This is a genomic window from Terriglobus sp. 2YAB30_2, assembly GCF_052114765.1.
Lineage (GTDB): Bacteria > Acidobacteriota > Terriglobia > Terriglobales > Acidobacteriaceae > Terriglobus.
In genome coordinates, this window is sequence record NZ_JBFRFJ010000002.1 from 176,219 (window position 1) to 187,862 (window position 11,644).

Here is an 11,644-nt window from a genome sequence, read left to right on the forward strand (position 1 = left end):
TCATTCAGTAGCGTTGCCGAGGCGGGGAAGTAAGCTCCATAACGTAGTCGTTTATGCCAATATGGGGACACTTGGTAATCCAAATTGTGGGCCAGAGTGATGAGCTTCGCATTCAACCATCTGTCGTATTACGCTATCGCTGCAATGGGTGTTGTTGGGATTTTGCAGGGAATCTTCGTGCGCGAGAAACGACGCACCTCTGATCATCAGACTGAGAATCCTTTGATCTCTTGGCCCGCTTGGTTTCAACGAACGTTTTTTTGTTTTGTTGGGACAGGGCTAATCATTTTTGCTGCTTGGAAACTATGGTGAGATTGAATATCTGTTCTGTATTAGGGCCTGTCGAAGTCGCGATGTTTGGTATGGGATAGCGGGTGTTTGCCAATTTCGTAGCTGGAGACGACGACCCGCATGACGCTGACGTGCTGGCTGAATCCGCGTGGTGGGGACCTAGGCGAGCGCTTGCCGAGAAGTCTCGCCACGCCTGCGGGATGACGAACAAAAATACTTTAGGGATGTAACGCCGGCTTTTGCGAACGAAGCCACTGCAGCAGACCTGCTGGATCATCCGTGATGACTCCGTCCACACGAGCCTCGCTGAGTTTCTTCCAGCCATCCACTGTGTTTGATGTGTAAGGAATTACCTGCAAGCCTGCCTTGTGAGCCGCTGCGACTTCGTCTGCGGTAGCGAGACTCTCGTCTGGGCTCAGAATATTCGCGCCAGAGACAGCAGCGATATGCGCAAAGCTTTTGTCTTTGTCGGTAATCCCCATGAAGCCGTCGTACTTTGCCTGACCGAAGAGAGCGGAGAGGCGGATCTGCGGATCGATCTGCTTCATAGCGCGTAGCGTACGGAAATCGAAGCTCTGCAGAATGACTCGCGATTGCAGTTGATGCTTGCGCACAGCCTCGTCGATCATCTTCACAAAGACCTCAGGGGAAGGCGTGAGCTCCGGGCGAGCTGGAGAGATCTTGGTCTCGACATTGAAATCGAAAGTCCCCTTGGGCGCGAGATCCAGAACTTCATCGAAGGTCGGAATGTGCGTGTTGGGCACGGCTCTTTGTTGGGGGAAGGCTGCCAGTGTCTTTGCGCCGCAGTCGTACTGCCTGATCTCAGCCAATGTCCGTGAGTGGATCAGCGTGCCCGGGGGTAGCGCAGGCCCACTGCAGATGCGCTCGTTGGCCAGGACCGCCTTCATAAAAGCATCCGTACCTTCAGGCTGCACCAGGTATGGAGAGTGCGAGACGACCAGGACGTTATCTTTCGTGACCGCCAGGTCGAGCTCGAGCGCATCGGCGCCTGTATCGATGGCGTATTGAAACGCGGGCAGCGTGTTTTCAGGACGAGCAGCCCGGCCGCCACGGTGAGCGTGGACAAGGATGGTCTCGGATGACACCGGTAGTGCCGCGATCAACAGAAGAAGGCTTAGACGTACTCGCATACAGCGTAGCGTCATGGATGCCGGTTAAAAGAGAATGAAGCCGGCTTCGAGAGAAATCGAATGAATCTTGATCAGGCCAGCAACTGCCGCGTCAGCTTCACATAAAGCTGCACGCACTCCAGCAGCTCTTTCTTCGAGATCTTTTCATTGGGTGTATGCGCTACGTGAATCGATCCGGGACCAAGAAGGAACGGCTCGCCCCAATTGGTGAGCTGCGGAATGTCCGTGGCGTACTTGACCACCTTGGTCGGTAAATCTGTCTGCAACTTCCGCATCTTTACGAAAGGGAGATGCAGCGTGTACTTCGCATCGCAGCGGCCATTCACGGTCTTGTCGACCAGATCCTGTACCTCTTCTGCCGGACCGACAAGACGGACAAGAATGTGCGCCTCCGCGGCATCGGGAATGACATTCGGAGCACGTCCACCGGAGATAAGACCGACGTTCAGCGTCGCCGGCCCGATCTCGGGCTCTACTGGAAGTTCAAGCGCACGGATGTCATCGAGCACGTCCAGCAGCTTCTCAATGGCCGAGTCGCCCAGCTCCGGATAGGCGGAGTGCGCCATCTTTCCCTTGGCGCGGAGCTCAATTCGCAGAGCGCCTTTGGTGGCGGTAGCCAGGTAGTTGTCTGTCGGTTCGCCATTGATGAGGAAGCGCGACCCCTTTGGGTTCTTATTGGCGGCGTTGGCGCCGGCAGAGTCCCGCTCTTCTCCGACGACGAACAGTAAGCCGACCTTCACTCCTTCAGCACGAAGAATCTCGGCAGCCGCGATCTGGCAGGCGATGATGCCTTTGGCGTCGCAGGCGCCACGGCCATAGACGTTCTCTTCATCTTCAGAAGAAGGGAAGAACGGTGGCACGGTGTCCATATGGGTGGAAAAGACAATCTCGGGTGTCACACCGGCAGCGCAGGCATACACATTGAATCGCTCGGACTCACCGGCGGGTGTTCCTGCAAGCTCTGTCTGCTCTACCCGGGTGGTTTCAATCTCGTAGCCCAGTTTGCCAAGATAATCTGCCAGGAAATGACCCGCGGGGCCTTCAAAATAAGTAGTCGATTCGATATCGACGAGTTGCCGTGTCAGTTGAATGGGATCGATCGCCATGCTCTCCCCAGCATAACTGAAGCGCACGGACGGGCCGTTATGATGGGTCTGTGAGCTTTGCCTCGAAGATTGAAGCAGTGGATGACCTCCGCGGCCCGGCGGGACGCCTGGAAGCGATTCTGAACACAGGGAGAGATGACGCTCCCTATGCCGCCCTGGTGACGCACCCCCACCCTCTTGGGGGTGGCACCATGCATAACAAGGTTGTCTACCACGCGATGAAGGCGTTCAGTCACTTCGGCCTTCCGGTGCTGCGGTTCAACTTTCGCGGGACTGGTCTGAGCGAAGGCAGTCACGACCAGGGCATCGGGGAGCAGGACGATGTGCGTCAAGCGCTGCAGTGGCTGGATACGCGTTTCGGCAGGCCGATTCTTTTTGCCGGATTTTCCTTTGGCTCGAATGTAGGGATGCGGGTTTGCTGCACCGACCAGCGCGTTCCGGCGATGATCGCGCTCGGACTTCCCATCGACGCCGAGGGCCGACGCTACCACTACGACTTCCTCTCGGCGTGTGCGAAGCCGCGGTTGTTTCTTTCGGGGGATCACGACCCGTATGGTCCGGTTGCTGAGGTCGAGCAGGTGGTAGCGCAGCTCCCCGAACCGAAGCGGCTGGTGTGGATTGCAGGCGGGGATCACTTTTTCGCGGGTACTGCCGGTTCGCCAGGATCGAAGCTCGATCAGATGCGAGAAACAATGATCTCGTGGCTGGCAGAGACCGTCACGGACTTGACGGTCTAGAGCATTTTCCCTGTTGGGAAGGGGTGTGCAGCGGCGTTTTCATTGCGGAAAACGCCCATAGATGCGGAAGCTCTACACCACACCGACAGTGAAAATGCTCCAGGAGAGTTTAGGCAACGTCAGATTTGTGGGCGGCGATGCGGTGGGGAACTGTGTTGCGATGCAACCAGTCAGCAAACAGCAGATTGGCTTCATGCGGCGCCTCGTCAAAGATCAGATGACCGGCTCCGGTGATGACTTGCAGTTCCGCCTGGGGAAGGCGCAGTCGCAGTTTCTCTGAAAGGTCTACCGGCGCTGTGCGGTCTCTGTCACCCCAGAGCAGCAGAACACGATGCTCTGGCAAGGCAGCCAGCGCATCATCGACGACTTTCATATTGTGGTGCCAGAGTTGAATGATCGAGAGGATATGCATCACCGCGCCAGGGCGCCGCAGGGCATGCAGGTATAGATCGAGCGTCTTTTCGTCGGCGTGATCCGGGTCGCCGTACATCCGCAGCAGCGCCAATTCCTGCAGGCGGCGCGGGAGATCGATGACACGATGCCCAAACCAACGGCCAAGTGCGGTGCTCCAGAAGTGAATAATGGGCAGGAGACTGGTTGCGGCCGCGGTCGGGGGCGCCAGCAGGATCAGCGATGCGACCCGTTCCGGATACTTTGCGGCAAAGACAACGGCGACCGAACCTCCGTAGGAGTGACCAATAAGATGGCCACGCTCGATCCCGAGGTTGTTGAAGAGGTGTAGCAGCCTTTCGGCCGAGGTCGCGATATCGGCATCCTGTTCATTGATCCAGCCGTGCCGTTCGCAGGTTAGTTGGTCGACAGCGATGACGCGATATTCTCTGGCGAGGGCAGGGAGGTTCCGACGCCAGACGTCGGCCGCTCCGAGAAGCCCATGCAGCAGGACGACCGGATAGCCGGCGCCCGCCTCCAGATACCGCATGGTGCAACCGGGTGACACTTCCGTCTGGGCCGGTTCAGCAGCCGGCTCAGGCATAGCAGATGTCATCCATTCGAGAAGATTCATTCGCCCCAATCCAGGGACTGGGATGCATCCAGGATTCCGGCTGGATGCCTGCTTACAATCGTGTAATTGGTCCGGTCAAAAGCTCAGTAAACCTGCCTCTTCCGTATTTCTGTAGCTTGCTATGATATTTGGAAGAGATAGCGGTATCTTTTTCAAGGACTTGGCGTGATTGGCTGGGTAAAAAAATTGGTCTTTAACGTGCAAGAATGATGTTGATAGTTTCAATGGAACTTTGATGCCAAAGGCCTTTCAAGTCCGCATCACGGCGATTGCGCTTGCCCTGTTGACGGCTGCTGCCTGTGCGCTTGGCATTGTGAACTTCCTTCGGGAGCTCCATTTTGAGCTGCCGACCGATGGTGTGTCCTGGATGGAGATCCAGGGTGGACTGAAGGCGGAGCGGGTTCCTGCTAATTCTCCAGCGCAACGAGCCGGCATTCGTCCGGGAGATGTGCTGATCGCCGTTGATGAGCATCCCACGCCACGGGTCGCTACGCTGAATCGGCAGATCTGGCGCCATGGCGTCTGGTCGCGGGGAACCTATTCGATCGTACGGAACGCGAAGGCCCGTTTCGACGTTCAGGTCATCTTTGAGCCTATCGATCGATCGATCAACCAGGGCATGCGGTTGATCGGCCTGGTGTATCTCGGCATTGGTCTTTATGTGCTTTTCCGGCGCTGGACCGCGCCGGGATCGATGCATTTTTATCTCTTCTGTCTAGCCAGTTTTGTCTTGTACGACTTCAAGTACACGGGCGAGCTGAACAATCTGGATTGGACGATTTTTTACGCGAATCTATTGGCGCAGGCACTCCAGCCCGCACTTTTCCTGCACTTTGCCGTAAGCTTCGGCCGCATCTCCAACAGCCTGCCGCGGCGCATCCTTTCTGCCGCGCTTTATATCCCAGGGTTTGTGGTCGCGGCACTGCAGATTATTGCTTTCACCACATGGTCTGCGACGGAACAACTCCACCATCGGCTGGATCAGATCGCCATCGGCTACCTGTCAGCGTTTTACGTTACGGCCGCGATTGTTTTCTACACCCGCTATCGCCGGGCGCGGTCTGGACTGGAGAGGCAACAGCTCAAGTGGCTCTCGCGCGGAGCCCTGATCGCCGTTATCCCGTTCACGCTGCTTTACACCATTCCGTACATGGCGGACTGGGACATCTGGCCGATCGTTGCGAAGCTCTCCGGCCTGTCTCTGGTCTTTCTGCCGCTGACATTCTCATGGGCGATCGTGCGTTATCGCCTGATGGATGTCGATCTCATCTTCAAGCGTGGCGTCACCTATACGCTCGCTACGGCGGGTCTGGTCGGCCTTTACTTTGCGGTGATCGCCGTTGCGGCGGAGTTGGTGCATACGCGGCTTCCCAGCCTTCGCGCCTGGGGCCTGGTGGCGGCAATTGTCGTTACGTCGCTGATCTTCGATCCGTTGAAGAACACCATTCAGGCCCGGGTCGACAAACTCTTTGACCGCCGCCGCTTCGACTATCGCAGCACGCTGGTCGATTTCGGCCGCAGCCTTTCTTCCCAGACCGATATCAACCTGCTCACTCGCTCGATCGTTGAGCGTCTGCAACAGACACTGCTGGTCACGCGCGTTGCCCTCTTCACCTCAAGCGAGCCCGGAGCTCCGTTGCATCTGGCTGCATCGCACGGCCTGAACGATGTGCCGGTGAACGACCTTAGCTTCCTGCACTTTTACGGGCCGGCGCGGCATCTCTTTCTAGAAACACCGCAGCATGCGATGCACCTTACCGGCGGGCAGCAGGCTACTGCCGCCGCGCTCGATCTGAACTACTACCTCGCCTGTACGGTGGGTGAGCCGGGAACGGGAGCACAACGCACCATCGCTGTGATTGGGCTTGGGCGTACCTCGCGAGGCGACTTTCTCTCGTCGGAAGATATCGAGGTACTTGAATCGCTGGCGGGATATATCGGCATTGCGATTCAGAATGCTCAGCTCTATACCCGGCTGCAGCGTCAGGTCACTGAGTTTGAGCGCCTGAAGGAGTTCAACGAGAACATCGTTGAGTCCATTCATATCGGCATTTTTGCGGTCGACCTGGAAGACCGTATCGAGAGCTGGAACGCCGAGATGGAGGTCATGTACGCGACACCGCGTGCCTCCGCGCTTCGGCGGCCATTGAGCGAGGTCTTTTCTCCGGAGTTCCTCGGCGAATTCGAACGGCTCAAGACAGAAGCCACAACGCATACGTTGTACAAGTTCCGTCTGCCGACGCCGTCTGGGGAAGTCCGTACTGCCAATATCGCGATTGCACCCTTGCTGACGCGTGATTTCGTCCCTGTCGGCCGCATTGTGCTGGTGGATGACATCACCGACCGCGTCAACATGGAAGGTCAGCTTGCCCAGGCTGAGAAGCTCTCGTCCATTGGTTTGCTGGCAGCCGGTATTGCCCACGAGGTCAACACGCCCCTGGCTGTGATCTCCTCGTACGCGCAGATGCTGACCAAGCATGCTGGCGCCGATCCTCGCCTGTCTCCAATCCTGGAGAAGATTACGCAACAGACCTTCCGGGCTTCAGAGATCGCGAATGGCCTTCTCAACTTCTCGCGCACCAGTACTACGGAGTTTACGCATCTGGACATCAATCTCGTGATACGTGACACGCTGGCGCTGCTTGAGCACCAGATGAAGACTTCGCGTATCAAGCTGGATGTTGAGCTGGCTCCAAATCTCCCTCTTATCCGCGGGAATCAGGGCAAGCTCCAACAGGTGGCGCTGAATCTGATGATGAACGCCAAGGATGCAATGTTCAATCGCGCCGAGGGTTGCCTGCGCGTGCAGACCGAGGTTGTTGGGAACAATGTTGTGCTGCGTATCGGAGATAACGGCAGCGGAATTGAGCCGTCACACCTGCACAAGATTTACGACCCATTCTTTACGACCAAGCTCCAGCCTGCCGTCGGCCAGCGGAAGGGAACCGGCCTCGGCCTCTCCGTCACTTACGGCATCATGCAGGAGCATAATGGCAAGATCGACGTTGAGAGTGAGCCTGGCGTCGGTACCGTCTTCATCCTAGAATTTCCTGCCTTAGCTGATCTGACACGGCTAGGCAACGAGGCCAGCGGACGAACGATTCATGCCTGAAGCATTAACGGTAAACCCGCCGGACGCGGGCTTTATGCTGCCTGCCGGCAGCGGACGTATTCTGATCATTGACGACGAAGCTGCCATCCGCGACTCGTTGGAGACGCTTCTAACGTTGGAGGGCTTCACGGTCACCATGGCCGAGGAGGGAAGCTCCGGTCTGGACCTGTTAGCCCGCGAGGAGTTTGATCTCCTGCTCCTGGACCTGTCCCTGCCAGGCGAAAGCGGCATGGATCTGCTACCCAGAATCAAGGCGTCTCATCCTCAGCTTCCGGTCATCATGATCACTGCATACGGCGCTGTCGCGAACGTCGTCGAAGCGATCCGCCTGGGAGCGGAGAACTTTGTCCAGAAGCCCTGGGACAACGAAAAGCTGCTGGCTGACATTCGCTCTGCGATCGGCAAACGCCGTGCCGAGCAGGAAGTGCTGCAACTGCGCCGGACCCTCAAGCAGCGCTATCAGTTCACGAATATCGTGGGCAAGAGCGATGTGATGCTCAAGCTGCTCGATCTGGTGGCGCAAGTGGCCGCGTCGCGTTCCACTGTCTTGATCTATGGAGAAAGCGGCACGGGCAAGGAGCTGATTGCTAAAGCAATCCACGCCAACTCACCGCGGAAAGACAAACCTTTTGTTCCGGTGAATGTGGGCGCTGTCCCTGCGGACCTGCTGGAATCGACGCTCTTCGGCCACATGAAAGGAGCCTTTACTTCGGCAATCGCTACGAAGAAGGGGCTCTTTGAGGTTGCCCATGAAGGCACGCTCTTTCTGGATGAGATTGGCACCATGCCTCTTGAAACCCAGGCCAAGGTATTGCGCGCCTTGCAGGAACGTAAGTTCATGCAACTCGGTGGAATACAGGAGATCTCGGTCGATGTGCGCATCCTCGCAGCAACCAACGTCGATCTGCAGCAGGCCGTGAGAGAAGGCCGTTTCCGTGAGGATCTCTTCTACCGCCTGAATGTTATTTCTGTAGAACTGCCGCCGTTGCGCAACCGACGTGAAGATATCCCGCTGCTGGCTCAGCACTTCCTCAAACGTTTTTCAGAGGAGAATGGCTTGCCTGAGCGTACGCTCTCTCCGGACGCCATGCGGTTAGTGATGGACCATAGCTGGCCGGGAAATATCCGTGAGCTGGAAAATGCAATGGAGCGCGGTGTCGTTCTCTCGACTGGGTCGCAGATCACACCGGAGCAGCTTCCGCCTCAGTTGACCGGCAATACCTACTCGGCGGCGTTGATGGAACATGCGCCGTCGGCGAGCCTGGCCGACATTATGGAAGAGATCGAGCGCCGTATTATTGGCGACCGGCTGGAGCGGTGCAACTGGAATCAGACCGAGGCCGCAGCCTTCTTCAAGATTCCGCTGAGTACGCTCAACCAGAAGATCAAACGCCTGAACATTGAATTGAAGAAGCGCGGAAGGGAATAGCAGCTTTCGGAGCAGCTTACTGGGCGAAGACCAACAGGCCGAAGAGGAAGGCCCAGAAGACTCCCATTGAGTGCCAGTACCAGGCCGTGCAGTCCACCGCGATTTGCCGGACCTGGAGTTTCTTGATTGCGTAGAGCCCGATCAGAGCCGCGCCCAACGCAAGAATACCGAACACCAGATGAGCGCCGTGGATGCCGGTGATCAGGTAGAAGAACTTACTGGAAGGGTTTGAGCTGAAGCTGTGATGCGCCCGGCTCAACTGTTGCCACGCTACCAACTGCCCGCTCACAAATGCCAGGCCGAAGACCAGGGTGGCGATCAACCAGGGCATTGCCCGTGTGGAACTTGGCTTGCCCAGGCCCAGCCACTCCTCCATGACGTCGATCTCGCGGAACATGTGCCGCCGGGCGATTTCGATGGTGATGGAACTTAGCAGGAGCGCGGCGCTGTTGTACCAGAGGATGTGGGGAATCGCGATCGGGACCCAGTCCACGATGTAGTCATTATGGGCATCGAAGTGGCCGCTGGTCTGCCGCACGAAGAAGGCGCAGACGATGACGGCGAAGAACATCAGATCGCCGGCCAGAGCAAAGAAGATGCCCATACGATACCGGGTGAGCGTCTCCCGGGGACCACGGCTTCCCGCCGGGCGGTTATCCCAGTTATCGCCATCACCACCGCCGCCGGTAGGCTTACGGTCAACCGGCGGCCGACGTCCTGAACCGCTGTCGCCGTCATCAGGACGGCGTTTGCGTTCCGTTTCGTTCGGTGTAAGGATCGCCGCCACAGGGAGCCTCTTCGTTAACAACAAGAGTACTCCCGTTTCAGAATTTAAGCGTAGGTGTTTCTCAGCCGACGTGAGCTTCAGTTGCAGAATGGGCCAGCTTCTCCTGTCGCACCATTTCGACGAAGAATTCATGCACGCGACGATCACTAGAGAGCTCTGGATGGAAGGTGGCTGCCAGGATACGGCCTTCACGCACAAGGACTGGATCGCCGTTTCTCCGTGCCAGTATTTCCACGCCTTCGCCGACGGCGGCGATACGCGGAGCACGGATATAAACCATCTCCATCGGGCCGCCGGGGAGCGTCGTCTCCGTCTCCTGGATAGTGGAGTCGATCTGACGGCCATAGGCGTTGCGCTCTACCGTGGCATCCAGCACAGCCAGCGACTTCTGCGCCGGGTTGCGTACATCTTTAGCCAGAAGGATAGTTCCGGCACATGTGCCGAACGAGGGCTTTTGCCGGACGAAGGTACCGAGAGCATCGAAGAAGCCGTTCCGCTCCAGATGTTTCAGAAACGTCGTGGATTCTCCGCCTGGCAGAATCAGGCCATCCAGCGAAGCCAGATCTTCAGGCAGACGGACAAGCGGGGCATTCACACCGAGCGAGCGAAGAACCTGGGCGTGCGCTTCAAACGCACCCTGCACGGCGAGAACGCCGATAGTCAGATGTTCAGAGGTCATTGAAGCAAATTCTCCTAATACGGTAGCTCTGGAAAAATCTGCGAATGCCGTTGTCTTCGCAGGAAAACGGCGCAAACAGAAAACACTCCGCTCTGCACCTTTAGGAGAACTGCTCGAGTCCCTATGAAAAACAGCGAAGCGGAGATGTCCACTTCGCTGTTCGGTTAGAACGGTTGCTGCGGTTGGTCTACCAGCCGCGTGTCTGCATGAGCTGGGATTCTTCGATCGCCGCGGCAGCGAGTCCCTTCATCGTGCCGGTAACCAGCTCGCTGGCTTCCGCTACGATCTTCGGATCGTTGAAGTGCGTTGCCGCGATCACAATTGCCTTAGCGCGGGAGACAGCTTCCGCACGTTCCTTTGGATCGTTCTCAATATCCAGTGGAGTTGCACGCTCCTTCATGAAGATGCCGGAGCCGACAAAGACGGTTTCCGCACCGAGCTGCATCATCAGAGCAGCGTCTGCCGGCGTAGCGATGCCGCCTGCCGAGAAATTCGGAACCGGCAGCTTGCCTTCCTGTGCCACCATCCGCACCAGCTCATAAGGCGCGCCGTGCAGCTTGGCTTCGTTGTACAGTTCCTCTTCACGCAGAGCGGTCAGGATGCGAATCTCGCGGGCCATGGTGCGCATGTGCTGTACAGCGTGAACCACGTCACCGGTGCCTGGCTCGCCCTTGGTGCGGATCATTGCAGCGCCCTCAGCGATGCGGCGCAGCGCTTCACCGAGGTTGCGTGCACCGCAGACAAACGGTGTTTTGAAGGCGTGCTTGTCGATGTGGTAGGTCTCATCGGCAGGCGTCAGCACTTCGGACTCGTCAATGAAATCGACACCGAGCTGCTCCAAAACCTGAGCCTCGACAAAGTGACCGATGCGGGCCTTTGCCATGACCGGGATGGATACCGTCTGCATGATCTCCTTGATCAGCTTCGGGTTTGCCATACGAGCAACGCCGCCTTCAGCGCGAATCATCGCCGGTACGCGCTCCAGAGCCATGACGGAGACCGCGCCTGCCTCTTCGGCAATGCGCGCCTGCTCTACGTTCATGACGTCCATAATTACGCCACCTTTCAGCATCTCGGCCAAGCCGGTCTTCAGGCGCAAGCCCGTGCCATTTGGGTTGCCGCTAGTGCTGCCATTCAGGTGTGACATTGTAAAGAGCTCCTTGTCGTTGGTCCGGTGACGGTTGCCGCAGCCGGGGAGAGAACACCCCGGGATCGCCCGCAGCGGGACATGCATGTCATGGTTGCCCGGGAAATTCATATCTTAGCAGGTTTTGCCTGCTAAGATATGGCCGAATCTCGCCGGTTGGACTGGGATTTACGGCGCGATT

9 protein-coding genes are annotated in these 11,644 nt (G+C 57.5%); 3 read left to right on the forward strand and 6 right to left on the reverse strand.

The window, feature by feature from the left end:
• Positions 1-509: 509 nt before the first annotated feature.
• Together AB4Y89_RS03445 and AB4Y89_RS03450 are read right to left on the reverse strand one after the other, a co-directional pair.
• Positions 510-1,442 (reverse strand): glycerophosphodiester phosphodiesterase family protein, encoded by a 933-nt coding sequence (locus tag AB4Y89_RS03445; RefSeq protein WP_442299498.1) that lies wholly within the window; start codon positions 1,440-1,442, stop codon positions 510-512.
• Positions 1,443-1,513: 71 nt separating this feature from the next.
• The gene (locus AB4Y89_RS03450) at positions 1,514-2,548 is read right to left on the reverse strand and encodes a M20/M25/M40 family metallo-hydrolase (RefSeq protein WP_442299499.1); all 1,035 of its coding nucleotides are present in this window, start codon (positions 2,546-2,548) and stop codon (positions 1,514-1,516) included.
• A 50-nt stretch (positions 2,549-2,598) separates the two neighbouring features.
• Here AB4Y89_RS03450 and AB4Y89_RS03455 point away from each other — a divergent pair, with 50 nt between their 5' ends.
• Positions 2,599-3,285 carry an alpha/beta hydrolase gene (locus AB4Y89_RS03455; RefSeq protein ID WP_442299500.1) on the forward strand — a complete coding sequence of 229 codons (687 nt, stop codon included), beginning with the start codon at positions 2,599-2,601 and terminating at the stop codon, positions 3,283-3,285.
• 109 nt (positions 3,286-3,394) lie between these two features.
• On the opposite strand, the gene AB4Y89_RS03460 is transcribed toward AB4Y89_RS03455, so the two are convergent.
• A complete protein-coding gene (locus AB4Y89_RS03460; RefSeq protein ID WP_442299501.1) occupies positions 3,395-4,309 on the reverse strand; it encodes an alpha/beta fold hydrolase in 915 nt (304 codons plus the stop codon).
• 235 nt (positions 4,310-4,544) lie between these two features.
• Here AB4Y89_RS03460 and AB4Y89_RS03465 point away from each other — a divergent pair, with 235 nt between their 5' ends.
• Together AB4Y89_RS03465 and AB4Y89_RS03470 are read left to right on the forward strand one after the other, a co-directional pair.
• Positions 4,545-7,421, forward strand: a complete 2,877-nt coding sequence (locus AB4Y89_RS03465) for an ATP-binding protein (protein WP_442299502.1) — start codon at positions 4,545-4,547, stop codon at positions 7,419-7,421.
• A complete protein-coding gene (locus AB4Y89_RS03470) occupies positions 7,414-8,850 on the forward strand; it encodes a sigma-54-dependent transcriptional regulator (RefSeq protein WP_442299503.1) in 1,437 nt (478 codons plus the stop codon). Before AB4Y89_RS03465 ends, AB4Y89_RS03470 begins: the two co-directional genes overlap by 8 nt.
• A 16-nt stretch (positions 8,851-8,866) precedes the next feature.
• On the opposite strand, the gene AB4Y89_RS03475 is transcribed toward AB4Y89_RS03470, so the two are convergent.
• The 3 genes from AB4Y89_RS03475 to pdxS all read right to left on the reverse strand — a co-directional run bounded on the left by AB4Y89_RS03475 (position 8,867) and on the right by pdxS (position 11,463).
• Positions 8,867-9,637, reverse strand: coding sequence for a cytochrome c oxidase subunit 3 (locus AB4Y89_RS03475; protein ID WP_442299504.1), 771 nt, complete (start codon positions 9,635-9,637; stop codon positions 8,867-8,869).
• 61 nt (positions 9,638-9,698) lie between these two features.
• Positions 9,699-10,316: a pyridoxal 5'-phosphate synthase glutaminase subunit PdxT gene (gene pdxT / locus AB4Y89_RS03480; protein WP_442299505.1), complete on the reverse strand. Its 618-nt coding sequence runs from the start codon at positions 10,314-10,316 to the stop codon at positions 9,699-9,701.
• Positions 10,317-10,503: 187 nt separating this feature from the next.
• Positions 10,504-11,463, reverse strand: coding sequence for a pyridoxal 5'-phosphate synthase lyase subunit PdxS (gene pdxS, locus AB4Y89_RS03485; protein ID WP_442299506.1), 960 nt, complete (start codon positions 11,461-11,463; stop codon positions 10,504-10,506).
• Positions 11,464-11,644 lie beyond the last annotated feature (181 nt).